A 25,349-nucleotide genomic window follows, 5' to 3' on the forward strand; every position below is an offset into this window, starting at 1 on the left:
TAAAATTGATTTTTCCTCATTATCAGGGTATTTAGTAAACATTAAATAATGGTTACTAAAAACTTTATTTTGAAATAAATAGGGATTACTAACTAAATATTGGTACCTTAGCGTTTTAATAATTTATAATGAATAAAGGAACAGTAAAATTTTTTAATGACTCCAAAGGATTTGGATTCATAACAGAAGAAGGATCAAACAAAGATCATTTTGTACACATCTCAGGATTAATCGATGAAGTTCGTGAAGGTGACGAAGTAGAGTTTGACCTTAAAGAAGGTAAAAAAGGAATGAACGCGGTAAACGTGAAAGTATTATAATATACATTTTTGACTTTTTTAAAGCACAAGCCTGTCGTATGACAGGCTTTTTTTATGATTTTATTTTATATTCAATTAAATAACTTTTCTCAATACCTACATAAAGAAGAAATACCTCTATAGATTTTAATTTTCGGTGCACAATTGTATTTTTGAGGTATAAAAAGAAACTTTACATGAAAATCGTAATATCTCCAGCCAAATCATTAGATTTTGAAACAACACTGCCAACTAAACAATATACAGAACTTTCTTTTTCGTCTGAAGCAGAAAAGTTAAATACGATTCTTCAGAAAAAATCGCCTAAAAAGCTTACCGAGCTTATGAGTATTAGTGATAAGTTAGCACAACTTAACTGGCAACGTAATCAGGATTTTAACCTTCCGTTTACTCAAGAAAATGCGCGTCAGGCGGTGTACGCATTTAAGGGAGACGTATATATTGGATTAGATGCGTATACAATTCCTGAAGAAAAATTAAGTACACTTCAAAATCAATTAAGAATATTGTCTGGTTTATACGGTATTTTAAAGCCTTTGGATCTTATACAGCCTTATCGCCTTGAGATGGGAACTAAACTCAAAATAGGTCGAAAAAATAACCTATATGAGTTTTGGAAAAAAAGCATTACAGCACATTTAAACGATGAACTTTTAGAAGATGAGCTATTCGTGAATCTGGCTAGTAATGAGTATTTTAGTGCTATAGATGTAAAAGCACTTAAAGTACCTGTTATTACTCCGCAGTTTAAAGATTGGAAAGGAGATAAGCTTAAGATGATTAGTTTCTTTGCCAAAAAAGCAAGAGGTATGATGGTGCGATATATTATAGACACGGGAGCAGAAACTATAAAAGATTTAAAAGGATTTAACTATGAAGGGTATGGGTTTAGCGAAGAGTATACTACCAAACCCAACGAATTGGTATTTGTAAGATAAGCTACCCCTAAATAATGTACTCAACCTGTCATAAACTAGTGAATCTATAACAGGTTGAGTAAGTAGTTTATATAAAGTACTTGGTTGCTATCTATTTATAGGCATATTTTTAGATAGTTTTCTGTTATATATATACGATAAAATTACTAAAGTTAGTGCTATCAAGGCACCAAAGTACTCACCATCCTTAATAGTAATATGGGCACCAATAGCTAATAATAGTTCGAATACAAAGCCTGCATATGCCCATTCTTTTAACATTAGAGACTTGTTTGTCCAAATTGCGATAAGACCTAGAATCTTAAGAATCGCTAATGGATAAATAATAAAGGTTGGAAACCCTAGTTTTAAAATTGTTTCGCTAACCATTTCGTATTGAACGAAATACATGATGGCACCAAAAGATATTAGCAGGGTAAATAATATGGTGACAATTCGATAAATCCATACATCCGTTTTTTTCATGTCTGTAATTGATTTTGATTAATAATTATTCTAATTACCATGGTATTATTCACCATGGTAAACATTTGATTAAATTTTTTTAACTCCTTATTTTATCCAGAATTTGAGATACTATTTTGGCTTCTTCGTCACTTATATTGTTAAAAAAACTCATGTGTGAGCCATCATCATGTTCATCGATTTCTTTCAAAAGTTGAAGCCCTTGTTTAGATATTTTGAGAAAGACTAATCTCCTGTCGCTGTTGTTTCGTCTCCTTTCAATTAATCTTTTTTCTATCAACTTATCACAAAGCCTGGTGGCGTTAGGAGATTTTTCAACCATTCGGTTTTTTATATCATTCATACTAACCCAGTCGTTAGCTCCTCTTAAAATTCGAAGGATATTAAATTGCTGTGATGATAAACCAAATGGTTTAATAAATTCATAAAATTGATTTTTGATCCAGTTACTGGTATATATTACATTAGCCGCAAAACGATGTTTGTCGTTTGCAAATTTTGTTTTCATAACATCATCTATACGGGCCATTCAAAACTAATTTGGGCAAATATAGAAAATAAATACTTACCATGGTAAGTATTTATTATTCTTTATAAAATGCTTTATGAAGATTGATCATAATAGATATGTTTTTAGGTAGTTGTAATTGTTGTGCTTAAACTATATCAGAAATAGTAAGATGTTCTTATTTGATTTTGATATTTTTTTTCATTTTCATATGCCATAGATTTTAGTATCTTCACTTATTAATTAATCACACAAATTCGCAATTCTTAGATGCAAAAAGTTATCGATATTCTTGATTGGATTGGTGAAAAAACAGGAATAGTGGTTCGCTGGACTGCTGTTGTACTGGCTTTGGTAATAGGAGTAGATGTAATTATTCGATACTTATTTAAGTTTACCTATGTCTGGATGATCGAGGTAGAAATCTATCTTTTTGGGATGTTGTTTTTGCTTGCTTCCGGGTATACTTTTAAATACGATAATCACGTACGAGTAGATGTATTTTATGCCAAACTTTCAGAAAAGAGAAAAGCCTGGATTGATCTTTTGGGTGGTGTTGGATTATTAATACCTTGGTGCTATGTGGTTATTGTTTCTTCATGGTACTATGCGCTGTCATCTTTTATAATTGGTGAAAAATCGCCTCAACCAGGTGGATTACCGGCATTGTATATTCTTAAGTTCTGTATTACATTAGGGTTTACCCTTTTATTACTTCAGGGAGTTTCACATATTTTAAAATCAATTCAAATCATTTTTACCAAAAAATAATGGAATACCTGGCAATTATCCTATTTGTATTAATATTTATTTTTATTTTAAGAGGGTATCCTGTTGCATTTACTCTTGGCGGAATTTCTATAGCTTTTGCATTTGGTGTTCCCATTTTTGCACCAGAACAGTTTCAAATGTCTACTTTTTATTTACTTCCTTCCAGAATAATGGGGGTTGTAAATAACTATGTGCTTATGGCGGTCCCATTGTTTATTTTTATGGGTATTATGTTAGAAAAATCAGGATTGGCACAAGGATTATTAGAAACTATGGCTATGGCGTTTGGCAGAATACGCGGTGGCTTGGCAATTTCTGTTGTTATTGTGGGAGCCTTATTAGCAGCATCTACTGGTATAGTTGGTGCCACCGTAGTGACAATGGGGTTGATAAGTCTACCTACGATGCTCAAGAGAGGGTACAAAACAGAATTGGCTACCGGTGTAATTGCGTCTTCTGGTACATTAGGTCAAATTATTCCTCCATCTATTGTTTTAGTATTGTTAGCAGATACAATTAATAATTCTTCTAAAGGAACGGCTTCTGTAGATGTTGGAGCTTTATTCTCTGCTGCTTTGTTTCCGGGTTTAGTATTGGTAGGTTTATATATTATTTATATTTTAATTAAATCTTTTATTCATAAAGAAGATGCTCCTGGGATACCTCCAGAGGAGATTGCAGAATTTAGAGGAAATAACTTTAAGGCCAACGTCATAAAAGTATTGTTTTTACCCTTGGCGCTTATTATACTTGTTTTAGGATCTATTTTTACGGGTATTGCCTCTCCTACAGAGGCTTCTGCTATAGGAGCGATTGGTGCTACTATTCTTACCATATTTCAGAAAAAGTTTACTTATGATATTTTAAAAGAAGTTGCACAAGAAACAATGAAACTAACCTCGATGGTATTTTTTATACTGCTAGGGGCAACAACGTTTACTTTAGTTTTTAGAGCATTAGGGGGAGATTCTTATTTACAGGAATTGATTGTATCATCACAATTAACACCGCTTATGTTTTTGTTATTGGTAATGGTCGTAATTTTCATTGCAGGCTTCTTTATAGATTTTATAGAAATAGTATTTATTATCGTGCCAGTGGTAACACCAATATTCAATGCTTTTGATATGAATATGTTATGGGTAGGAGTGCTTATTGCACTTAATTTACAAACTTCCTTTTTAACACCTCCTTTTGGATTTGCGTTATTTTATCTTAAAGGAGTAGCGCCAGAAAGTGTAAAAACAAGTCAAATTTATAGAGGCATTATTCCATTTATTATTATTCAGTTAATCATTGTAGGTGTCGTAGTGTTTTTTCCTGAAATCGTGTTTTTATCAAAATAGAAAATAATAAAATATGAAGTTAACATATATTATAAAAAGTAAAGCGGTAAGGTCATTTCTGATAATGACTACTTTTTTATTGGTATGTTCGTGTCTGGGAGAACCTCCTGCAAGTATGAGTACTACACCATATAGTGCAAAGAAGCCCGATCAGGTATTTCATTGGAAAATGACAACAACCTGGCCACCTGGTTTTCCTGTATTAGGCGAAGTCGCAGAAAAATATGCCCAATGGGTAGAAGAGATGTCTAATGGACAAATAAAAATAAAAGTCTATGGCGGGGGTGAATTGGTACCTCCGCTAGAGGCATTTGATGCGGTATCACAAGGTACCATAGAGATGGGATGTGGAGCAGCATATTATTGGGCAGGAAAAACCTCTGCAGCTCAGTTTTTTGCTGCAGTTCCTTTTGGGATGAATAGCCAACAGCTAACGTCTTGGATGGAAACAGGAGGAGGGTATGAACTTTGGAAAAAAGCCTATGCAACATATAACTTAGTTCCTTTTATGGGAGGAAATACCGGTGTGCAAATGGGAGGTTGGTTTAACAAAGAGATTAATACCATCGAAGATTTTAAAGGGCTAAAAATGCGTTTGCCAGGTATCGGAGGAAAAGTGCTTGAAAAAGCAGGCGGAGCAGCAGTTTTGGTTGCAGGAAGCGAAATTTATACAAGCCTGGAGAGAGGGGTGATTGATGCTACAGAATGGGTTGGACCGTTTCATGACTATAAAATGGGATTTCATAAAATTGCAAAATATTACTATACTCCAGGGTGGCATGAATTAGGAACCCAATTAGAGTTTTTTGTTAACAAAAACCTTTATGATCGTATGCCGCTGCACCTACAATCAATTTTGGAAGGAGCTTCAAAAAGAGCACAAGTATGGGTGTTGTCTGAATTTGATAGGCAAAATGGGATTTATCTTGAAAAGTTAATCAATGAAGAACAAGTTGAGGTGCGAGAGTTTTCTAAAGAAACACTTGATGCTTTACGCGGATATACTTATGAAGCAATACAAGAAATGATAGGTGACGATCCTTTTGCAAAAGAGGTCTATGAAAGTTATTCTAATTTTCAGAAGAAAACTGGTAACTGGTCAAAAGCTACAGAAAAGGCTTACTATAACAAAATACAAGAATAGGCTATAATATCTTTTACGCACAAAAGCCGTTTTTAAGAAATACTTAAAAACGGCTTTTTTTAGTTAATTATGACCGATTTATGTATGGTAGAAAAAAACTTCTTTTAAACGGAGAAGTTTTCTTCTAATTGTTCATCAAGATCTATGGTGGTAGTGTTGCCATCACCATCGGTTTGAGTGGCTATCTTATCACAAGTACCATCGCCATAATCCAACGTATTAGAAGTCGTACCATTTTCACTGGTTACAATTACACCACTTACGACATACTCACACTCAGATTCTAATTTTAGAGGACTTGTCGTTTTGGATATAAGAACTTCACCGGTACTAAAATTAGATTCAGAATTCATCGTTACAAGAGAGTAATATGTATCTTCCTGGCCATTTACATTTTCTATAGTCGTTTTATCGGTACTTGTGACCTTTAGTCCGTCATCCCATGTAAATACATAGTCCGAATTTGTCACAAAGCGTTGTCCTTCTCCTGTAGTAAAGTTGCCAAATGAAAAAGTTGCAACAGCACTTCCACTTACCGTTATACCGTTAAAAGAAAAGTTCTCTAGTGTATAAGTGATATCGAAAGTTAAATCTTCAGAGTCTTGTTTGATTTTAGCCGAAATCAAAATTTTACCAGAAATAGGTTTTCCGTTTGGAGATGTACATTCATCACCATAATCAATAATATTTGTAACTTCTTCTGTATCTGTCTCTTCCGATGTAATTGTAAAGCATTCATCATTAGATAAGTTTTTTGCAATACGTCCTGCACTTGATGGGTTTGGCATTGCATTTTTGACTACAGCGTTAATCTCACGAGTTGCAGATTTTACATCTTGATACTTATCTTCAGCGACTATGTCGTTTGATGATTGCGAATCGGCTGGGTTACTTGTGTCATTGTCATCATTGCTGCAACTTAAAAGAAGAGTTGTAGCCATAAGGGTACTCATAAAAACAATAAGTCTGTTTTTCATACTTAAAAAATTAAAATAAAGGTTTATAAATGATTTATTGGGGTATTGAGGTACAAAACTAATCAACATAAGAGTTGAGTCATACTAACTGTTTGTTAAAATTTACAAGTATTTACTGCAACTATTGCAATAAAAAATGGTTACTAAAACATTCAAAAGCAATTTTTATGCTTTTACATGAATCTCATATCCTTTGCTTGTTTTGTTAATAAAATATAAATGTCGAAAACAAGAAATTCGATAAATGCTCGATGAACTTGCCTTAGAAATTTTAACTCCATTATGACTAACAGTTTTTGTATAAAAAAGATATTTAAAACTTATAATTCTCTGCTACTTCTACCTCCAGATCTATAGTCGTTTCGTTACCTTCTTTATCTTTTACGATTGCAATGGTATCACAAGTACCGTTACCATAATCTAAATGTTTGGATAAAGTACCATTTTCAAAGGTTTCAATACCACCACTAACTGCAAATTTACATCGATCTGGTATTCTTAAAGGGGTTGTAGTTTTTGATGTAAGGACATCTCCGGTACTAAAATTGGTCTTAGAATTAATCGTCACGCTATTTGCATAATAATATAGAATAGTGTTAAAATCAATAATTATGGTTTCATCAATTACTTGTTCAGCAGAGACTTTATTAGTACTTGTAGCTTCCAGCCCATCGTCCCATGTAAATACATAGCTTGAATCCGTATCAAATTTAATAATTTCATCAAAGGAACGTAAAGTAGAAGTTGCAGTAGAACTTCCGCTTACAGTTATATCATTAAAAGAAAAGTTCTCTAACGTATAAGTAATATCAAGATTTTTATTACCCTCAGAACCATTTTTGGTTGTGTAGGAGAGCATAATTTTACCAGAAATAGGCTTTCCATCTGGAGATTTACATCCGTCACCATAATCAATAGTGACCTTAGTTTTTGTATCAGTTATTTCTTTTATTACTGTAACACAATCATTAGATATGTTTTTTGCACTGCGTCCTGTATTTAATGAGTTTGAAATTGCTTTTTTTACGACAGCATTAATTTCACCGGTTGCAGATTTTACATCTTGATACTTACCTTCAGCGACTACTTCGCTTGATGATGTATCGGTCTGTTTGCTAGAATCATCATCATTACTACAACTTAGCAGAAGAGTCGTAGCCATAAGGGTACTCATAAAAACAATAAGTCTGTTTTTCATACTTAAAAAAATTAAAAATAAAGGTTTATATATGATTTACTGGGGTATTGAGGAGGCGAAATTAATTAATACAAAAGCTAAATTATGCTAACTGCTTGTTAAATTTTACAAGTACTTATTGTAACTATTGCAATAAAAAAATCACCTCTGAAAACACAAAAGCGATTTTTACTTTTTACATAAACTTGACATCAGAACTTTCTTTCATCTTATATTCTACTATAATTTCACGAGAGGCTTGCTTTACATCTTTATACTTGGCAGATGATGCTGACCTTCTATAGGTAAAGCGGTTTTACCCATATTATCATCATTACCACAACCAGAAAAAAGAGGAACAGCAATAAGAACACCCAAGAAAACAATAAGTTTATTTTTCATAATCAAATCATTAAAAATGAAAAGTTTATAAATAATTTGTTGTGGGGTTTGGGGACAAACTTAAACATTGTAGTTCCTGTTTGCTATTAACCCTTTGTTAAAGCTTTTTAAGTTTTTTAAAAATACACATAAAAAAACCGTTTTAAGATCAACTTAAAACGGTTAGTTAGCATAGTATTATTCTGGTGTTTACCAGCTTAGTTCTATGGTAGTTTCATTTCCATCAGAATCGGTTTGGATGGCTTTATTATCACAGGTGCCATCACCATAATCAAGAGTAACAATTTTTTTGTTTATAAAAGTAGACATTACTCCTTTTACTGTATAGCCACAGAAACTTTCATATCTTAGTGGTGTTGTGATTTCTGAAGAATAAGTGTCTTCATTGTTAAAAGAGGTAGAACTACTGCCAGTAGTAAGTGCATAAAAATCGAAACCATAACCATAAGGATCTTCTTCAACAATGCCTTGGTTTTCTTCTCTAAAAATTTCTTTCACACGATTTGATTTAGAAGTTGCAGTTACACCATCTCCCCAATCAAATTCAAATTCAGATGTTGCTATATATTTAGCATTTCCTATTTCAGAATTATACGTAAATGACCGTCTCGCACTACCATTTATTGAGACGTTGTCGTAAAGAATATTTTCTACAGTATAGCTTATTTCTGTAGTGTCTTTATTATCCCCATCTGGTTCGATATTGAAAGCAAGAATAATTTTTCCAGCAGTTCTATTGCCATCTGGAGTCTCACAACCATCGCCATAATCAATCGAAATAGTCATGCTTCTACCATCATTTTCGGTAGTAAGTTTAGGACAATTACTATTTTTATTTTGTAATCCTGCGATTCCAAAAATTCCAGATTCTGTATTAAAAAAACGTTCTATAACAGTATATATTTCACGACTGGCGGATTCAACTTGGTCATATTGTTTAGAGGTTGTTACTTCTTCGATTGGAGTGTCATTGTTCGTAACATTGTCAGTATCGCTGGTACAACTTACAGTAAGTATACATGGTATACATAGAAAGCTGATAAAAGTAATCGCTCTATTCTTCATAATTAAAGCTTTAAAATTAGTATTGTTTGTGTTTGTTTGTGATAAGGGAACGGTTAAAACCCAACGATTCTTGTAATCCGATTGTTAATGTTTGTTAAAGTATTGTTAATGACTTGAAATTGGAACTATGTTTTTAACTTTATGGGACACATAGATTTCTTAGATTTCCCAATTGGGGTAATCATATGATCTTGGTTCAATGAATAATTATAATGCGGCCTCATAGCAGTGTTTACTACTCATAGAAAAATTAATGTTGTTGTTTAATATGATATTTATAAGGCGATTATGTGATAGAGGATACTTTAGCATTTGGTGAATGTTTTCTATTAATCTATGACCATAAATTCACTAAAATTGAAAGCCTGTTTGATGTTCCTTTTAATAACTATTGATCAAAGCACTTTGTAGTTTCCAAAATCTTGTTATTTTTACTAAAAAAGTAAAACACACTCCCCAATATATTGAAAATTAAACCTATCCAAATAGCATTGTTTATCCTTTTTGTATTAGGAGGATTGTTTGGACTCATGTTTCTAAGTGAAAAAGGTGGGGTTCAGAAAGAACAAGTTCAAGACGATGGATTTTCGTATGAGGGTTTGTCAATAAAGTACCCTACGTATCATACTTTTTTAGAATTAGAGAAAGATTCGGTACTTACTCGAGAAGATGTGTTAGAGGTTACCCAAATTGTTACTCCGGTAGATATCGAAACGACTCCTGAGACCGATATCAAGAAAACGGAAGAAGATAAAAAAATCAAACAATTACCAGATTTTTCTAAAATAGATACGACCAAGATAGTAAGGATTCAATATCCAGAAAGTAATCCTAATTTTGCCAATGAACTAAGAGAAAAACTATCTTCGCGCTCTTGTAGAATTATTCATTATGGCGATTCTCAGATAGAAGGAGATCGAATTACTGCATACTTACGTAATCGATTACAACATATGTATGGTGGTAATGGGCCAGGGTTTTTACCAATACTACCGGTGTATCGTCAAATTAGTGCAATCATAGAACCAAGTGATAACTGGCAACGATATGCATTTTTTGATCCTACCAAAAAGAAATTTTCTCATAAAAAATACGGAACATATTTATCGGTTTCTAGGTTTACACCTTATCAAAAAAAACAACCCGATAGCATAGGTATAGATACACTACCTATTGTTAGAGCTTCTGTAACTATTGGTAAATCTAAAGATACTTATCAAAAATTTAGACGCTTTAATAGGATTGGTTTGCACTATGGTAATGCTAATTTTCCTATAAAAATATCGGTGTATAATGACGAAATCCTGGTTCAACAAGATACTTTATTGGCCGATGGAAAATATCATCACTATAAAATACGAACATCGGTTACTCCCAAAAATCTAAGGATTGAATTAGAAGGAAAGATAAGTGCAGATTTTTATGGATTGACCTTGGATAGTGGCGCTGGTGTGCAAATAGATAATGTTGCTATGCGTGGGGCTTCTGGAACCATATTTGCAAATTCTAATGCAACTACCTATACCAGAATGGTAAGGCAGTTACGTCCTAAAATAGTTATTTTACAGTATGGAGGAAATACCATGCCTTATTTAAAAGACTCTATAGATGTTACTAACTATACTAAGCGAATCAAAAGCCAGATAAATTGGATACGCAGAAGGACAAAAAACACGAACTTTATTTTTATAGGACCTACAGATATGTGCCTTCCTGTAAATGGAAAAATGGAAACTTACCCATTATTACCCTACCTTAATCAACAATTAATGAAAACCTGTTTGGATAATAATGTTGCTTATTGGAGTATGTATGATGCGATGGGAGGTAAAGGAGCGATGGAGTTGTGGGTAAACGAAAAGCTTACTGCAAAAGATTATATGCACTTTACTTGGAAAGGAACCAAAATTATCTCTGAATTATTTTTTACTTCTCTATACTTAGACCTCAAAGAACCTGACAATACCAACGACGATGCATAAAAAACTACTCTTTTATTTGCTCATATTTACCTTACCCATTACTATTAGTGCACAAACATATGTACTAGATACGATCCAAAAAGAATATCCTTTTATTAATTGGAAAGCCAATGTGATTAAAATGGCAGAAGATTCACCGGCCTTCAAGCAATTGTTTTGCAAACTGGATACTATTGCCAAAGGAGGAGAAGAAGATTTACATATTTTTCATATAGGGGGCTCACACATTCAAGCAGATATTTATTCAAATCGTTTACGATCGTATTTGCAAATGATGAGTCCAACAGCCAAGGGGCAACGAGGTTTTATATATCCTTTTAAAATGGCAAAAACCAATAATCCTGGTAATTACCGGGTAAAATATGATGGTGATTGGAGTGGGTATCGATGCTCTGTTAGAAAAGATAGTGTTGCCTGGGGCTTGTCTGGGATAACTGCTGTTTTCAAAGACTCTATTTCTCATATAAAAATAAGTGCGAACGGAAATAATTATCATAAGAAAATGTACGATTTTAATAAAGTTAGAATTTTCTATGATAATTGGAGCAAAGATTATGAGATCGTTTTTAAAGAAGATTCTTTGGTTGCCGCAATTAAAGAAAATGAAAAAGCACATTTTATAGAGTTTACACTTAACAAAACAGTAGATGAGATCGAGTTTTGTATACGTAAAACAAAGGATTATGAAAATGCAGAGTTTTTGATGATGGGTATCGAACTCATGAACGATAATAAAGGAATTGAATATACTTCTATAGGAGTAAATGGAGGTAGTTTCTCATATTATGAACGATGTAAGTTTTTTAATGAACAATTAGCATTATATACCCCCGATTTATTTATTGTATCTATAGGAACTAATGATGCTTATCATCCCGATTTTAACCCCGTTTCGTATAAAGAACATTATACCAATCTTATAAAAACAATACAAAAAATCAATCCGGACTGTGCAGTGTTACTCACAGTTCCAAATGATTCGTATTATAAAAAGCAGTTTCCTAATCCAAGAACAAGGATTGCCAGAAAAGTGATTTATGAAGTGGCAAAAGAGCAGAAAATGGCAGTATGGGATTTCTACGAAATCATGGGAGGATTTAATTCCTCGAAGGATTGGTATCAACATAAATTAATGCCCAAAGATAGAATTCATTTTACAGTAACGGGATATAGAATTAAGGCAGATCTTTTATTACAAGCCTTGGTACATTCATGGGAAAACACCTTACAGTTGACTTCCAATTCTATTTTGAATCAAATAATTAATGAATAGACTTACAGACATATTTTCTTTTTCAGAAGATTTTCCTTTGATTTTTACACAGGCGAATTTCTGGATATTTTTTTCAGTGATATATTTTATCTATGCTATTCTTTATAGTAAAAAAGACCTGCGTAGTGCCTATTTATTTGCAATCAGTCTTTTGTTTTACTATAAGACAAGTGGCCTTTTTATTGGTATTTTACTGTTTAGTACTATTAATGATTTCTTTTTGGGAAGGGCAATTTATAAAAGTAAATCTGTTTTGGTTCAGAAAACGTTGGTTGCTTTGAGCGTTATTATTAACCTAAGTACTTTATGTTATTTTAAATACGCTTATTTCTTTACAGATTCCTATAATTATCTTTTTCAGACCAATTATGAAGTAGTTAACTATTTAGCTCAATGGGCAAATACTTGGGGGGCAACAGATTATTTTACTGTAGATAAAATTATACTTCCGGTAGGGATTTCCTTTTACACTTTTCAAACGATTAGTTATAGTGTTGATATTTATAGAAAACAAATCAAGCCACTAAAATCGATCATTGATTTTGGCTTTTTTGTAAGTTTCTTTCCTCAATTGGTTGCAGGACCTATTGTTAGAGCATCTGATTTTGTACCTCAGATTCGTAAAGAGATCAATATTACTAAAGAAGAGTTTGGGCGCGCATCTTTTATGATTCTAAAAGGATTGATCAAAAAAATGTTGTTTGCAGATTATATTGCCGCCAATTTTATGGATAGGGTATTTGATGTTCCCGAAATGTTTTCTGGGTTCACCAATATAATGGCCATGTTTGGGTATTCGCTGCAGATTTATGGTGATTTTTCTGGGTATACAGACATTGCAATAGGATTAGCATTATTAATGGGGTATAAGTTACCGGTTAATTTTAATTCACCTTATAAAGCGATTCATTGTGGTGATTTTTGGAGACGTTGGCATATCTCGTTATCGAGTTGGTTAAAGGATTATTTATATATTCCGATAGGAGGTAACCGTAACGGTAGTATTTTTTCTTATACCTTTATACTCATATTTACGTTTTTAGGTGTTTTTGCCGTTTCAGATTATGCGATTGCATTATTGGCAGCATCGGGAGTAGGGCTATTACTTATCATTACATTATTTTCTCCGCGACTTGCATGGCATTTTAATAGAAATGTCAATATCATGATTACGATGTTGATAGGTGGATTATGGCATGGAGCTTCCTGGAAATTTGTGATATGGGGAGGTCTTAACGGGATGGGAGTAGTTGCTTATAAGTATTGGCGAAAAATAAGCCCTTATGAAAATTCGAATGCATGGTACGTTTTAGCATGGCGAATCGCATTTACCTTTGTTTTTATAACGTTTACACGTATTTATTTTAGAGGGAATAGTATGGATCATATCGATCGCTTCTATCAGCAGGTAGTAACCAATATGGACTGGCAAAATGCATTGTTAGTACTTTGGGAATATCGATTGGTATTTATTGTGATGCTCCTAGGTTATATTACTCATTGGTTGCCTTACAAAACAAAGGATTGGATAGAGGGAATATTTATTAAAAGTAATATAGTAGTCAAGGCACTGGTAGTGATAGTAGTGGCTATCATTTGTTATCAAACTTACGCCGCAGATTTTCAGCCATTTATTTATTTTCAGTTCTAAATTGTTGTAGTTTTTTAAGGCTTTTAATTTTATATAGTAATATGTTTCAACACATTCATCCGTATGAACCTTTTTTTCCTGATGGAGCTACAAAACTGATTGTAGGCACGTTACCTCCTCCTCGGTTTACAACGCGTGAGCTAAATGAAAGAGATGTAGATTTTTGTTACGGTAGTAGTAATGGATTACTTTGGCCGGTGCTAGATAGAATTTTTAAACTGAATCTAAAATTTGAAACGACTCAAGAAGCCAGAGAGCAGCGAATACGATTTTTGACTTCTCGTGGTATTGGTGTTTGCGATATTGTGCAAAGTTGTGAACGTGAAAAAGTAGATGCTTCTGATTTGGGAATGCAGAATAGCAAGCTTAGGGATATCATTGGTTATCTACATAAATACCCTAAGATCGATACCTTGTTATTTACCGGAGGAAATAGTAAAAATGGCCCCGAATATTTTTTTAGAAAACACCTTAAGACCTATCAGAAAAAACTAGAAGTAGTGTCAGATGAAATCCCTCGAATACATCAATTTACACTAGAAAATAGAACTGTTAAGACAGTATCACTTACCGCTCCTTCTGGAGCAGCCAATAGGGCTATAGGTAGTTTGCCTTTGTATAAATCGTTGAAGAATAAAAACCCAAATTTTAATACGTTGGATTTTAGGGTGATGCAATACAAAGCGTTTTTTTAAATGTTGTTACAACGGCTCTTACCGAGAATAACGTGAGTTTGGTATAATTTTATAAAATTATAAAAGCTGTCGAATTGAGATACCCAATAAAAGTTTATCCAGTGTTTAAACCGACATTCGTTGTATTTGTAGCCTTTACTTCTTCCTTTGAAGGAGGATTGAGGAGGATGTTTTTAAAGAAACACCTATCCCAGCTTTCCCTCAAGGGAAGGGGCTATAAGGCTTAAAATATAACTATTTATAAAATAGTCAATTGTAGTAATTTTTCGAAATAAAATGAAGGAGAATTGTATCGAAATTAGGTTTTTGTAAGAAAGTAGCTTGGTTTCAATACTTTTCTAAACTGTAAAAACGCTACCATTGATGTATTTTGTAATACTTTGTTTTTTATAGGTTTATATGTTGTTAAATTTCATCTAACTTCCTTTGATTTAGCTTTCTGTTCATTTTCTTTGCTTGCCCAAAGAAAACGAACCAAAAGAAAAGGCGCTTTTTTCAAGGTATTTTTCAATTTCATTGAAAACCAGATTCATTTTGCTAAAATATTTCCAAGGCTTCAAGATTTTTTAACGCAAAACAAATCTTATACTGGTGAAAAAAGATGCGCAAAGCTCTGCTTTGGAACGTCAGTTTATTCACTGGATAAAATTTTTATCGGATGTCTCAAACTGACACAATTTTCTTATGTTCGACTTACGTTAAATTAAAAAAAGACCATCCAAAAAGATGATCTTTTATACAGTTGTAAATATTATGATATTATTTTTTCCAGGTATATAGAGCGTTTACAGCCTCATTTGTATAATCTGTAAATAAACCATCTACACCGGCATCAAAGAATAAATGGTATTCGCTTTCTGGATTACCGCCACTCCATTGTGTATTTTCATTACGAAAAGTGTAGGGGTGTACCAGTAGATTATTTTTATGAGCCAATTCAATAAAGTTGGTCGCAGGTAACAAAGTTCGTTTACCAGAATCATCGGTTTTATAAGAAATGATAAACGGTTTCCAGGGGCCAATACCATCGGCATAGGTAGCTGTGAATTTCATCCCTTCTTCTGTAGTGAAAAACTCATATGTTCTTGAATCTCCACTGGCATAAAAGTCGAAAGGAGAACCATAAGAAATAAAGTCTCCATCTGGAACATTATACTCTAGGGAACCATCTTTTTTGATATCATAGGTAGAAATTAATTGTACCAATTTTACAGAGGATTTTGTATTAATATATTGTAAAGGAGCTACTTCAAAACACTGTACAAATACAGGAGCATTTTTGTGATTCATTCTTCCTTTTTTAAGATCATGAAGAAGCTTGTCTTCCATTTTGTGAGCTCCAAAAAAATCATTGTGAAATAAAGGGTGTTTGATTTCTGGATAGATTCCAATTATTTTATCTCCTGTTAAAGATGCTCTCTTTGCAAGTCGTATTACTTCTGTAAATGTTGGGATATCGAATTTATCATCAAACTCTTTTGATCTTCCGTTATAGGCTTGTCTTGCTTTTAGTTTTTTTATTTGTACCAGAGTAAAGTCGATAGCAAACCAATCAGTTACCATTTTTCCATCTAATTCTTTAGTTGTTTTTAAATGAGCAAATTCTGGTAAATCTGCAACATTAGTTGTTCCAGATAGCATGGGTTCGTGTCTCACTACCAAATACCCATCTTTGGTGAGTACCAAATCAGGTTCTATATAGTCAGCTCCCATTTCTATGGATTTCTTATAAGCTTCTATAGTATGTTCGGGAAGAATAGATTGTGCACCTCTATGTGCAATGATTAATGGTTTTTTGGGTTCATCTGGATTTGGATTTCCAATATGATCATCTATTAAATCACAAGATGTAATAGTAAAAAGTGCTATCATAGATAGCATCATGAATTTAAGTGGTTTCATTTTATTTACGGTTTAGGTTTCCTGCAAGAAACAAAACCAATGTTAGCGTATGGTGAAACCGATGTTACCCTATGATAAGATGTACGTAAACAATGTTAAGTTTATGATTGTTTTTTAGTCTTCAAGTTTAGATAATAATTCTCCTGCTTTCTCATATTGATAATTAGTCTGGTTTTGACGAAGCTGTTGTAGAGATGTTATGGCCTTTTCTTTTTGTCCTTGTTTTAAATAGGTAAGCGATATATACCAATAGGATTTATGACTGTCTAATGTATTATTAGTTTTTAACTGATTAAAAGTTGCAAGTGCTTTTTGATAATTGTTAGATTCTAGATGAGATATTCCTAAATAGATTAATACATGAGGATTATTAGATTCATTACCTTCAAAATAAGAAATTGCTTCTGTATATTTTTTTGCATTAAACAATGCTTCTCCCTTAGCAAGATTCTGCTGGTTTTCTCCTTTTACTGTTAAAGAGGGTAGGTTTTCCCAGTTACTGTTTTGTGCATATAACTCTTCTGTAGAAAGATCCTGATTAATAAAGAAAGTACTTATCAAAAAGATGAGTGCAACCGCGGCTACCGTTGCATACATATATCTAATAATTGTCTTTTTACGAGCTAAGTTTTTATCATACAGTTTCTTTCCTTCTTTAATTTGTCGGGATAATTCTTCCGTTTCTTTACTTTGTATATGACTCTTCAAATTAGTTACAATCTCAGGGGCGTATTTCGAAGTAGTAAAAGTATTTGAATTACCATATTGTATTCGCATTTCGCGATTAATAGTTACTTCATTGGCAAGATCAGGGTCATTTTTTATACGTTCTTCAAAAGCTATTCGTTCGGTATCTGATAGGGCTTGATCAAGATATGCTTCTATTGTTTCGTATGTCTGTTCGTTAAAACTCATAATTCTGTTAGGGATTTAAATCGTCGATCTGTTTTAATATGTTCAGAAAGATTCGATTTACATTTAAAAACTCGTTGTCTTACTACGGTTTCAGAAGTATAGGAAGTTTTTGCAACGATTTCTTTATATGATAATTTGTTAAAGAAATAGCCTAGGATTTCTTTACAATTTTCAGATAATTTTTCGAAGCATTCTTTATATAATTCCCATCTTTCCTGATCTAATATTGCTGTGGCAAGATCTTCATCTTCATCAACACGTTCTACAATCCCATCTTTTGTTACCCATTTTTTCTTTTTATTTAATTCTCGGCGCCATAAATTTTTGCAAGCACCAAAAATATAACCGTCAAAAGAAGTGGTTAACTTAAAATCCTGAACCTTAGTTCGTGTGGTTAATTGTATCAAGACTTTATGAAAAATATCTTCGGCATCTTCATATTGTCCTTTGTTTTTAAGAATAAAGGAAACGACTTTAGGAAAAACCTGTTTATAAATTTCTGCAATCCCTTTTTCATCACCTTGCAGTAGGCTCTGTAAAAGATAGTCATCTTTTTTTGTGGGCATAGGACTTGTGTGTTTGCGTAAAAATAATCAATTCTAAAAAAAAATATAAATTAGGGGTAACATTTTTAAAAAAGTGGAACGCAGGTATATAATATCAGTTTAAACTCATACTGTCACATGTCACTTCGTTATTTTTTCATCTAAATGCCTTGTGATTATATTCAATAGCTAGGCTATTAAATTCAATCACGGCGTTTTTACATAAAAAAATAACATTGGCTTTAATGTGACATTATAAGCTCAAATTGATATAAACAATAATTACAGTGTTTTAAAAGTTAAGATACCATCAAACTGTAATTAATTGAGGGAAACAATTAATAACCACTTAAAAGAATTAACAATGAAAAAAAGTAACGTATTATTCGTATTAGGCTGCTTTCTATTGATGTGTATGGGGTGTACACAAGAAGAAGAAGCGCTGCTAGAAGAATCATCAGGAACGTCTGTTTTGGAAGAATCAGAAATGAAAGACGGAGAATGTGCCACCGAAACTATCAAAAATCAATTGGTAGTGAAGTACAAAAGAGATTGGTTACACAGAAGACGAGAAATTAGAGCAAAATATAATGTGATCAAAGTAAAACGATGCGAATGTGCCGATAAAACACTAGAGTTATGGACGTTTGCAGATGAAGAAAATGGAGTCCCTTTAGATATCGAAGAAAGAAAAGCAGTTGCCGCAGATGATCCAGGTCTGGAGGGTGTCGATCATAATTTTGTAACCGCAACTACCGGTACCCAAAGTTTTTATAATGGAGGCACGCCCTTATCAGGAATTTTTAAGACTGGAATGATATCGGGTGGTGTGGTAGATGTAAATATTGCCATTTTGGATACAGGAATACAGTTTGATTATATTGGGTTTGATAAACCATTTTTATATAACAGCCTGGCCAATGGTTCCTCTTGTCAGGATGGAAAAGATACGGAAATATCCGGTTGGGATTTTGTAAATCAGGATTATGTCGCCAACGATAATAATGGACATGGTACCATTGTAACCGATTTGATTTCTCAAAAATTAGAAGACTTAGGAATATCGTATCGCATTCTTCCTATAAAAATATTTAATAAAGAAGGTAAAGGAACTTATTTTGATTTGTTATGTGGGTATCGATTTGCTGCCAAAAAACCTGGAATGAATGTGATCAATATGAGTTTTGGTTGGTGTGGTGAACCTCAATTTTTGTTAAAGAAATTTATCACAGAAACCGAAAACAAAGGTAAAATATTGATAGTAGCTTCTGCGGGCAACACCGGATCTGATAATGATGTAATTTCTCATTACCCATCGTCATACACCAATGCAAATGTATTAAGTATTGCTGCTATGAATACACCTTTTACAGATTTGGCATCGTTTTCTAACTACGGAAAACATAGTGTGGATTTTGCAGCTAACGGAGAAAATATAGTGTTCGATTTTGGTAAGGGAGCAGAAAAAGTATCAGGTACTTCTTTTGCTACTGCTTTTGCCACCGCTAATGCGGCTTGGTTTTATACCAAAGGAACTCCTATGAAATTGATAGAAACGAAAATTAAAGGAGAAGCAAAACCTTTTAATAGTACCAAAGACATAAAGCATCAAGCATATATCAAAAAATAATAGTTGATAAAAAGCAGAACACCTTTCTAAATCTCCCCCTCAAGGAGAGATTTTTTTTGCCCCCCTTCCTTTGAGGACAATGGCGTGAAAGCGACAGCCGAGATGGTACACTGGAAAAGGGATGGGTGTTTTTGTATAAGTTTATAAAAGCTAAGGTGTCAGGTCTAATTTGAACACCCCTCTAAATCTCCCCTCAAGGGGAGACTTTTCAAAACATGTTAACTTTACTAGCTCCCTTCCTTTGAAGGAAGGGTTGGGGATGGATGTTTTTAAAATAAATATAAATAATAAGTAACATTATAAAGAGTTATGACATATACATATATAAAACATAAAATTTAACAATCTAAAAATTAAAATTATGAAGAAAGTAATTTTAGTTGTGTTGTGTTGTGTTGTGTTGTGTTGTGTTGTGCAGTTTTTATAAGTTGTACCAAAGATGAGACCAGCAGCCAAGTGCCAGAACAATTTGAAGTAGCTAGTTTTTCTGAAATAGATGCAGAATCACTCATTACAAAAGAAGATTTAGGTGATATAAAATCTGAGAGAAAACAAGTTGCAGATGGTGACCCTCATTTAGAGTGAAATTACAAAAAAATAATAAACAAGAAAGCTGTACATTAGTAACATAATTACAGCTTTTTTTATGTATATAAGGCAATGTCTTTTCTTTTTCTGTTTTGCAAGTGGTCTTGTAGTTGCACAAGTAGATACCTATTTAAAGTCGCAATATGATAGTATTATTGCATTAGATACTAACCATAGAGACGAATTGGTAGCTGATTTTTTCACAAAAAACAAACATCATTCGGATCAACTTGAGTTAGCACTATGTTATCATGAATACTCTAAGAAATTATATCGTACTGCTATTGATAAAGCAATTAGATATGCTAAACAAGCTATAACCATTCGAACTAAATATCAGGATACCAGTGCTGTTTCAAAATCATTATATGCATTAGGACATTATTATACTGTAAAAGGAAATTATTCTAAATCAGTAAAGACTTATAACAAATTATTAGAGTTTGGGGAAAGAAATAATTTAATAGCAAAAACAAGCAATCGACTTGGAGTCATTTATACAGAAATTGGTGATTTTGATAAGGCTAAAGATAATTTTATCAAAGCAGAACAGTATTTTAAACAAAATGATAAAAGTGTACTTCTTTTTAGGAATCATTTACGGTTATCAGAATTGTATGGGAGAATGAATTGGTCAAATGACAAAGAGATTGTGTATCATTTAAATCAAGCAGATTCTTTGTTGCCTTACATTAGTATTAGCTATTTGGATAGAATAAGGTTAAATCAGATTTCAGGAAACCTCTATGATGAGAGAGAAGATTATGAACGCGCGATCATATATCATAGAAAAGCACTAGAAATTAGTTGTGAGATGGAAGATTCGTCTTATATTTCAATGAATTATAATAACCTTGGCATATCTTATAAAAAGCTGAAGAATTATAAAAAAGCTTTGGCGAATTATGATTTAGCTTTATTGTATGCATATAATGAACCAGAGATTAAAGCAATAATAAATGATAATTTAGGAGATTATTATGCTGCACAATTTCAATTTAAACAAGCGTTACTTCACTATCATAAAGCAATACACTATACATTGTTAGGAAAAGAATCGGGCACCTATACGGTATTACCCGATATAGAACACCTTAAAATATCTCCTTATAAATTAGATTTACTAAACTATATCACCGATTATGCCAATGGATGGATAGCCTATTATAAACATGAGCATCGAAAAGAATACTTGCAGAAAGCATTAGAAGCTTTCGAAATTGCCGATCAGTTAGTCGATATAATTCGTTTTGAGAGTACAGAGTTTCAGTCTAAATTGTTTTGGAGAGCACGCAGTGCAGATCTATATATGAAAGCGGTACAAGTTTGTTATAAATTAAACAGGCCAAAGAATGCTTTCTATTTTATGGAAAAAAATAAAGCACTCTTATTACTCGAAGACCTTACGCAAGAAAAAGCAAAGGAAAATGCCCAATTACCAGATCGATTGTCGGATAGAGAATTTGACCTAAGAAGGTCAATTTATTTGGCAGAGGAACAACTAAAAGAAGCCGATATGGCAACATCAATGAGATTGGACTCTTTAAGAGATATAGTGTATACTCGTAAAAAGGAATACGAAAATTTTATCGATTCTTTAGAAACAGGATATCCAAGTTATTACCGATATAAACAAAAATTACAAATTGCTTCTTATGGAACTTTAAAAGGAAAACAAGATGAAAGCAGCCCTATAACCCTATATTATATTCTTAACGATACAGAGGGGTATGGTTTGTTTATTTCTGAAAACAAGGAGTATTTTTTTAAAATAAAAGAGGTCAAAGAACTTCATCATCATATTGTGGCTTTACGAAAGAAACTAGGACATCCTTTTTACACCAAAGAAGAATTTCTTTCGTTTCAGGAATTATCTAATACTATATATAATACCTTATTCCCGAATATTGATCCCGGTTTATTTACGGATAAAAACATGATTGTGGTCCCAGACCATCATTTACAACAAATTCCGTTCGAGGTACTCATGACATCTTCATCAGATAATACTAGCTATTTATTAAATCAATGCAACATAAGTTATGCCTATTCACTTTCTTTTTTACAACTCAATGAGGAAGTTATTCGTACCCCAACAAAAGATTTTATTGGCTTTGCTCCGGTACAATTTAAAGATACTACATTGGTGGATTTATCCAGAAGTAAAGCAGAAATAGAGGAAGTTGCATCTTTGTTTTCTGGTGAGGTATATGATCATAAAAATGCCTCGAAAGATAATTTTATGACAACAGTGTCAAATTACAATATTGTACACTTGTCTACCCATGCTGATGTAAGTGAAAAAACCGATCCTTGGATTGCATTTTATGATGATAAATTAAGTTTGGACGAACTATACGCTACCAAAAACCAGGCAGATTTAGTAGTGCTTAGCGCATGTAATACTTCTCTGGGAGAGCTTAAAACAGGAGAAGGTGTTATGAGTTTGGCACGTGGTTTTTTTAGTACAGGTACCAGAAGTGTAATTTCTACACTATGGAGCGCTAATGAAAAGTCTACACATGATATTATGTCTGGTTTTTATACGTATTTAAAAGAAGGAAGTACCAAAACTGAAGCTATACAAAAAGCCAAACGAACCTATTTACAAAACCATAGTGGAGTAGAGGCATCACCCTATTATTGGGCAGCGCCGATTTTAATCGGTAATACCGATACGGTTACTATCAAAAGTGATTTACCCTGTTATTTAATAGGTGTTGTAGTATTTGTTTTGCTGTTCGCGTTTATCTTATGGAAGTACAAAAATAACATGAAAAAAGCGTTGTGAGGTTTATATATTACAAGTCTGGTCGAGCGCAGTCGAGACCTAATAACCACCATTCATGTGTTTTGTAATGTTTTGTTTTTTTAATCTAAAAATTCCACGAGGCTCTGCCTCGGGGTTTCCATTTTCTCCATCTCCCTTTGGGGGAGAGGGTTGGGGTGTGGGGGAAATAAAAATTTCGGTTTTTGATCTTCAGGTCAAAATGAAACCAGCGAAATAGCCCTGAGGCTCTGCCTTGGGGATAGTTGGTTTCAAGAAATTTTTTATTAATAATCTTCTAAGTCTTATCCATTTCTTTTGATGTATAGTTAAATCTATATGATTTCATGTTGAACTTGATTCAGCATCTTACTTAATATGCATATACCTTAGAACGATGAGATCCCAAATCTGGTTTGGGATGACATTAGATACTGATTTTTTATATTCAAAAATATTGATCTCCCGCAGTGTGCAGAAGCTATTTATTCAAAAATATTAATCTCTCGCAGTGTGCAGGAGGTATATATTCAAAAATATTGATCTCCCACGGTTGACAAGAGGTATATATCAAAAGATGTTAATCTCCTGCGGTTGGCAGGAAGTATATATCAAATGATATTAATCTCCTACGGCTGGCAGGAGGTATATATCAAATAATATTGATCTCCCACGGTTGACAAGAGGTATATATCAAGAGATGTTAATCTCCTGCGGTTGGCAGGAAGTATATATCAAATGATATTAATCTCCTACGGCTGGCAAGAGCTATATATCAAATAATATTGATCTCCCGCGGTTGGCAGGAGCTATATATCAAATAATATTGATCTCCCGCGGTTGGCAGGAGCAATATATCAAAAGATATTGATCTCCCACGGCCGGCAGGAGATATTTTAAGAACCTATTCTGTTATAGTGTTTAGAAGTCCCAGAAATTTTTTCAACTTTTTTGGGTAACAATTCTTAATGATAAGGAACGGGGGTATGAATCGATTCTAAAATATGAATAATAAACGGCGGAAACCGAAAAGCCTTTAATAGAGTAGGGCAAGATTTTAAAACCTTATCATTATGAAAACTATATCATTTTTCACCATACTAATCGGATTGTTAATTTTTACTTCATGTGAAAAAGAAGAATCCAATGACATTGACAATACACCAACCACGGCTTTAGATGCTACTTTAAAATCTTATGGTTGGGACTATAACTATAAATTAGCTTCAACCTCTGAAGAATTAGCAAGAATTATGGATAATCCAAAAGCAAATATTGTTAGGAATGCCAATGATTTTAAACGCTTTATCAAAACAGAACCTATTTTAAAAAGTGTTTTTTCTGATGAACAACTATATAAGGAAGTGGTAAGTACCATGAAGTTTAATAGAAAAGGGTTGCAAACCTATTCTTATGAAGCACTTAGAAAAGCATACCCTAATAGATTTAGAACCATTATAGTAACCATGTCAAAAGGATTTGGAATGGATTTATGGTTAACTACAGATTATGATGATATGTATTGTGCTTCTGCAGCAACTTGTAAATCAGACACCTTTAGTATCTGTATTGGAAATAACTGTTAACAAGCATTGTTTTATTACTGTAGGTAATACCATGGCCTTATCAGGCACAAGGAATACAAGTGGGGAATACAAGAATATGCTTAGTTAAGCAAGGATATTTACCTACAGTATTTAAAATATGTAATTAGGAATACTTTTAAAACTTAGAATTATGAAAACCATAGTATACTTCCTACTATTTATTGGGGTAATGTCTTTTTTATCTTGTGAAGAAGAGATAAAAGAAACAGAACAAACCGTTTCAAAGAGTCTTGAGGTTACATTAGAAGACTTTGGCTGGGATTATAATTATAAACTGGCTTCTACTGCAGAAGAGCTATCAAGACTTATGAATAATCCAGAGATCAATATCGTAAGAAGTAAAAGTGACTTTAAGCGGTTTATCAAAACAGAACCGATTTTAAAAAATGTGTTTTCTGATGAACAATTACTTAAAGAAATAATAAAAACAATGGTGTTTAATAAAAGAGGTTTACAAACCTATTCTTATGAAGCCATTAAAAAAAGATACCCGAACCGATTTAAAACTATTATTGAAGCAATTTCTAGGGGGGTAGGGATGGACCCCTGGCTTACCGCAGATGGTATGGACTTATGTTGTGACGGTGAGCAGTGTTGGGTATGTCCTGAGAACATATGCATTCCTGATAATTGTTAACCTAGATTATACAATAGATTTTCTATTATATAATCAGGATTAAG

The 25,349-nt window shown here is 33.0% G+C and carries 23 protein-coding genes; 14 read left to right on the forward strand and 9 right to left on the reverse strand.

Features of this window, described 5'->3' with window-relative positions; all coding sequences use genetic code 11:
* Positions 1–128: 128 nt before the first annotated feature.
* Entirely contained in the window at positions 129–320 is a 192-nt protein-coding gene (locus ABW636_RS12785) for a cold-shock protein (protein WP_034244160.1), read from the forward strand.
* Positions 321–496: 176 nt separating this feature from the next.
* Positions 497–1,258 (forward strand): peroxide stress protein YaaA, encoded by a 762-nt coding sequence (gene yaaA, locus ABW636_RS12790; protein ID WP_367590415.1) that lies wholly within the window; start codon positions 497–499, stop codon positions 1,256–1,258.
* Between the two features lie 87 nt (positions 1,259–1,345).
* On the opposite strand, the gene ABW636_RS12795 is transcribed toward yaaA, so the two are convergent.
* A complete protein-coding gene (locus ABW636_RS12795; RefSeq protein WP_367590416.1) occupies positions 1,346–1,723 on the reverse strand; it encodes a DoxX family protein in 378 nt (125 codons plus the stop codon).
* Between the two features lie 79 nt (positions 1,724–1,802).
* Positions 1,803–2,252, reverse strand: a complete 450-nt coding sequence (locus ABW636_RS12800) for a MarR family winged helix-turn-helix transcriptional regulator (protein WP_367590417.1) — start codon at positions 2,250–2,252, stop codon at positions 1,803–1,805.
* 249 nt (positions 2,253–2,501) lie between these two features.
* On the opposite strand from ABW636_RS12800, the gene ABW636_RS12805 reads away from it, so the two are divergent.
* From ABW636_RS12805 to ABW636_RS12815, 3 genes are read left to right on the forward strand one after another with little or no spacing between them, the layout of a single operon-like run.
* Positions 2,502–3,002 (forward strand): TRAP transporter small permease subunit, encoded by a 501-nt coding sequence (locus tag ABW636_RS12805; protein WP_367590418.1) that lies wholly within the window; start codon positions 2,502–2,504, stop codon positions 3,000–3,002.
* Positions 3,002–4,348 carry a TRAP transporter large permease gene (locus ABW636_RS12810; protein ID WP_367590419.1) on the forward strand — a complete coding sequence of 449 codons (1,347 nt, stop codon included), beginning with the start codon at positions 3,002–3,004 and terminating at the stop codon, positions 4,346–4,348. Before ABW636_RS12805 ends, ABW636_RS12810 begins: the two co-directional genes overlap by 1 nt.
* A gap of 13 nt (positions 4,349–4,361) precedes the next feature.
* A complete protein-coding gene (locus ABW636_RS12815) occupies positions 4,362–5,492 on the forward strand; it encodes a TRAP transporter substrate-binding protein (RefSeq protein ID WP_367590420.1) in 1,131 nt (376 codons plus the stop codon).
* A gap of 104 nt (positions 5,493–5,596) precedes the next feature.
* Here ABW636_RS12815 and ABW636_RS12820 read toward each other — a convergent pair whose 3' ends face one another.
* The 4 genes from ABW636_RS12820 to ABW636_RS12835 form a co-directional block, all read right to left on the reverse strand.
* Positions 5,597–6,469, reverse strand: coding sequence for a hypothetical protein (locus ABW636_RS12820; protein WP_367590421.1), 873 nt, complete (start codon positions 6,467–6,469; stop codon positions 5,597–5,599).
* Positions 6,470–6,782: 313 nt separating this feature from the next.
* Positions 6,783–7,667, reverse strand: coding sequence for a hypothetical protein (locus tag ABW636_RS12825; protein ID WP_367590422.1), 885 nt, complete (start codon positions 7,665–7,667; stop codon positions 6,783–6,785).
* Positions 7,668–7,910: 243 nt separating this feature from the next.
* Entirely contained in the window at positions 7,911–8,048 is a 138-nt protein-coding gene (locus tag ABW636_RS12830) for a hypothetical protein (protein WP_367590423.1), read from the reverse strand.
* A 189-nt stretch (positions 8,049–8,237) separates the two neighbouring features.
* Positions 8,238–9,113 (reverse strand): hypothetical protein, encoded by an 876-nt coding sequence (locus ABW636_RS12835; protein ID WP_367590424.1) that lies wholly within the window; start codon positions 9,111–9,113, stop codon positions 8,238–8,240.
* Positions 9,114–9,577: 464 nt separating this feature from the next.
* Here ABW636_RS12835 and ABW636_RS12840 point away from each other — a divergent pair, with 464 nt between their 5' ends.
* Genes ABW636_RS12840 through ABW636_RS12855 form a run of 4 tightly spaced genes read left to right on the forward strand, consistent with a single transcriptional unit; the run spans position 9,578 to position 14,714 of the window.
* Positions 9,578–11,095 carry an SGNH/GDSL hydrolase family protein gene (locus ABW636_RS12840; protein WP_367590425.1) on the forward strand — a complete coding sequence of 506 codons (1,518 nt, stop codon included), beginning with the start codon at positions 9,578–9,580 and terminating at the stop codon, positions 11,093–11,095.
* Positions 11,088–12,368, forward strand: coding sequence for a GDSL-type esterase/lipase family protein (locus tag ABW636_RS12845; RefSeq protein ID WP_367590426.1), 1,281 nt, complete (start codon positions 11,088–11,090; stop codon positions 12,366–12,368). The genes ABW636_RS12840 and ABW636_RS12845 overlap by 8 nt, the downstream gene beginning before the upstream one ends.
* On the forward strand, positions 12,361–14,019 hold the full coding sequence (locus tag ABW636_RS12850) for an MBOAT family O-acyltransferase (RefSeq protein WP_367590427.1): 1,659 nt from the start codon (positions 12,361–12,363) through the stop codon (positions 14,017–14,019). Before ABW636_RS12845 ends, ABW636_RS12850 begins: the two co-directional genes overlap by 8 nt.
* A gap of 41 nt (positions 14,020–14,060) precedes the next feature.
* A complete protein-coding gene (locus ABW636_RS12855; RefSeq protein ID WP_367590428.1) occupies positions 14,061–14,714 on the forward strand; it encodes a uracil-DNA glycosylase family protein in 654 nt (217 codons plus the stop codon).
* Between the two features lie 759 nt (positions 14,715–15,473).
* On the opposite strand, the gene ABW636_RS12860 is transcribed toward ABW636_RS12855, so the two are convergent.
* From ABW636_RS12860 to ABW636_RS12870, 3 genes are all read right to left on the reverse strand, one after another.
* Positions 15,474–16,616 carry a glycerophosphodiester phosphodiesterase gene (locus ABW636_RS12860; RefSeq protein WP_367590429.1) on the reverse strand — a complete coding sequence of 381 codons (1,143 nt, stop codon included), beginning with the start codon at positions 16,614–16,616 and terminating at the stop codon, positions 15,474–15,476.
* Positions 16,617–16,730: 114 nt separating this feature from the next.
* Positions 16,731–17,531 carry a tetratricopeptide repeat protein gene (locus ABW636_RS12865; RefSeq protein ID WP_367590430.1) on the reverse strand — a complete coding sequence of 267 codons (801 nt, stop codon included), beginning with the start codon at positions 17,529–17,531 and terminating at the stop codon, positions 16,731–16,733.
* Positions 17,528–18,097: an RNA polymerase sigma factor gene (locus tag ABW636_RS12870; RefSeq protein ID WP_367590431.1), complete on the reverse strand. Its 570-nt coding sequence runs from the start codon at positions 18,095–18,097 to the stop codon at positions 17,528–17,530. Before ABW636_RS12870 ends, ABW636_RS12865 begins: the two co-directional genes overlap by 4 nt.
* A gap of 343 nt (positions 18,098–18,440) precedes the next feature.
* On the opposite strand from ABW636_RS12870, the gene ABW636_RS12875 reads away from it, so the two are divergent.
* The 5 genes from ABW636_RS12875 (at position 18,441) to ABW636_RS12895 (ending at position 25,305) form a co-directional block, all read left to right on the forward strand.
* Positions 18,441–19,706, forward strand: a complete 1,266-nt coding sequence (locus ABW636_RS12875; RefSeq protein ID WP_367590432.1) for a S8 family serine peptidase — start codon at positions 18,441–18,443, stop codon at positions 19,704–19,706.
* Positions 19,707–20,162: 456 nt separating this feature from the next.
* Positions 20,163–20,291 (forward strand): hypothetical protein, encoded by a 129-nt coding sequence (locus tag ABW636_RS12880; RefSeq protein ID WP_367590433.1) that lies wholly within the window; start codon positions 20,163–20,165, stop codon positions 20,289–20,291.
* Positions 20,292–20,352: 61 nt separating this feature from the next.
* Positions 20,353–23,085 carry a CHAT domain-containing protein gene (locus ABW636_RS12885; protein WP_367590434.1) on the forward strand — a complete coding sequence of 911 codons (2,733 nt, stop codon included), beginning with the start codon at positions 20,353–20,355 and terminating at the stop codon, positions 23,083–23,085.
* A 1,049-nt stretch (positions 23,086–24,134) separates the two neighbouring features.
* Positions 24,135–24,647, forward strand: a complete 513-nt coding sequence (locus ABW636_RS12890) for a hypothetical protein (RefSeq protein WP_367590435.1) — start codon at positions 24,135–24,137, stop codon at positions 24,645–24,647.
* A gap of 151 nt (positions 24,648–24,798) precedes the next feature.
* Positions 24,799–25,305 carry a hypothetical protein gene (locus ABW636_RS12895; RefSeq protein ID WP_367590436.1) on the forward strand — a complete coding sequence of 169 codons (507 nt, stop codon included), beginning with the start codon at positions 24,799–24,801 and terminating at the stop codon, positions 25,303–25,305.
* Positions 25,306–25,349: the final 44 nt, after the last annotated feature.

The organism is Aquimarina discodermiae (assembly GCF_040786235.1).
In the GTDB taxonomy this organism is placed as follows: Bacteria; Bacteroidota; Bacteroidia; order Flavobacteriales; family Flavobacteriaceae; genus Aquimarina.

What these genes read in the sequence shown, in the direction of transcription:
- ABW636_RS12785 (WP_034244160.1), top strand. Translation starts at nt 129, where the DNA reads ATGAATAAAGGAACAGTAAAATTTTTTAATGACTCCAAAGGATTTGGA.
- yaaA (WP_367590415.1), top strand. Translation starts at nt 497, where the DNA reads ATGAAAATCGTAATATCTCCAGCCAAATCATTAGATTTTGAAACAACA.
- ABW636_RS12795 (WP_367590416.1), bottom strand. Translation starts at nt 1,723, where the DNA reads ATGAAAAAAACGGATGTATGGATTTATCGAATTGTCACCATATTATTT.
- ABW636_RS12800 (WP_367590417.1), bottom strand. Translation starts at nt 2,252, where the DNA reads ATGGCCCGTATAGATGATGTTATGAAAACAAAATTTGCAAACGACAAA.
- ABW636_RS12805 (WP_367590418.1), top strand. Translation starts at nt 2,502, where the DNA reads ATGCAAAAAGTTATCGATATTCTTGATTGGATTGGTGAAAAAACAGGA.
- ABW636_RS12810 (WP_367590419.1), top strand. Translation starts at nt 3,002, where the DNA reads ATGGAATACCTGGCAATTATCCTATTTGTATTAATATTTATTTTTATT.
- ABW636_RS12815 (WP_367590420.1), top strand. Translation starts at nt 4,362, where the DNA reads ATGAAGTTAACATATATTATAAAAAGTAAAGCGGTAAGGTCATTTCTG.
- ABW636_RS12820 (WP_367590421.1), bottom strand. Translation starts at nt 6,469, where the DNA reads ATGAAAAACAGACTTATTGTTTTTATGAGTACCCTTATGGCTACAACT.
- ABW636_RS12825 (WP_367590422.1), bottom strand. Translation starts at nt 7,667, where the DNA reads ATGAAAAACAGACTTATTGTTTTTATGAGTACCCTTATGGCTACGACT.
- ABW636_RS12830 (WP_367590423.1), bottom strand. Translation starts at nt 8,048, where the DNA reads ATGAAAAATAAACTTATTGTTTTCTTGGGTGTTCTTATTGCTGTTCCT.
- ABW636_RS12835 (WP_367590424.1), bottom strand. Translation starts at nt 9,113, where the DNA reads ATGAAGAATAGAGCGATTACTTTTATCAGCTTTCTATGTATACCATGT.
- ABW636_RS12845 (WP_367590426.1), top strand. Translation starts at nt 11,088, where the DNA reads ATGCATAAAAAACTACTCTTTTATTTGCTCATATTTACCTTACCCATT.
- ABW636_RS12850 (WP_367590427.1), top strand. Translation starts at nt 12,361, where the DNA reads ATGAATAGACTTACAGACATATTTTCTTTTTCAGAAGATTTTCCTTTG.
- ABW636_RS12855 (WP_367590428.1), top strand. Translation starts at nt 14,061, where the DNA reads ATGTTTCAACACATTCATCCGTATGAACCTTTTTTTCCTGATGGAGCT.
- ABW636_RS12860 (WP_367590429.1), bottom strand. Translation starts at nt 16,616, where the DNA reads ATGAAACCACTTAAATTCATGATGCTATCTATGATAGCACTTTTTACT.
- ABW636_RS12865 (WP_367590430.1), bottom strand. Translation starts at nt 17,531, where the DNA reads ATGAGTTTTAACGAACAGACATACGAAACAATAGAAGCATATCTTGAT.
- ABW636_RS12870 (WP_367590431.1), bottom strand. Translation starts at nt 18,097, where the DNA reads ATGCCCACAAAAAAAGATGACTATCTTTTACAGAGCCTACTGCAAGGT.
- ABW636_RS12875 (WP_367590432.1), top strand. Translation starts at nt 18,441, where the DNA reads ATGAAAAAAAGTAACGTATTATTCGTATTAGGCTGCTTTCTATTGATG.
- ABW636_RS12885 (WP_367590434.1), top strand. Translation starts at nt 20,353, where the DNA reads ATGTATATAAGGCAATGTCTTTTCTTTTTCTGTTTTGCAAGTGGTCTT.
- ABW636_RS12890 (WP_367590435.1), top strand. Translation starts at nt 24,135, where the DNA reads ATGAAAACTATATCATTTTTCACCATACTAATCGGATTGTTAATTTTT.
- ABW636_RS12895 (WP_367590436.1), top strand. Translation starts at nt 24,799, where the DNA reads ATGAAAACCATAGTATACTTCCTACTATTTATTGGGGTAATGTCTTTT.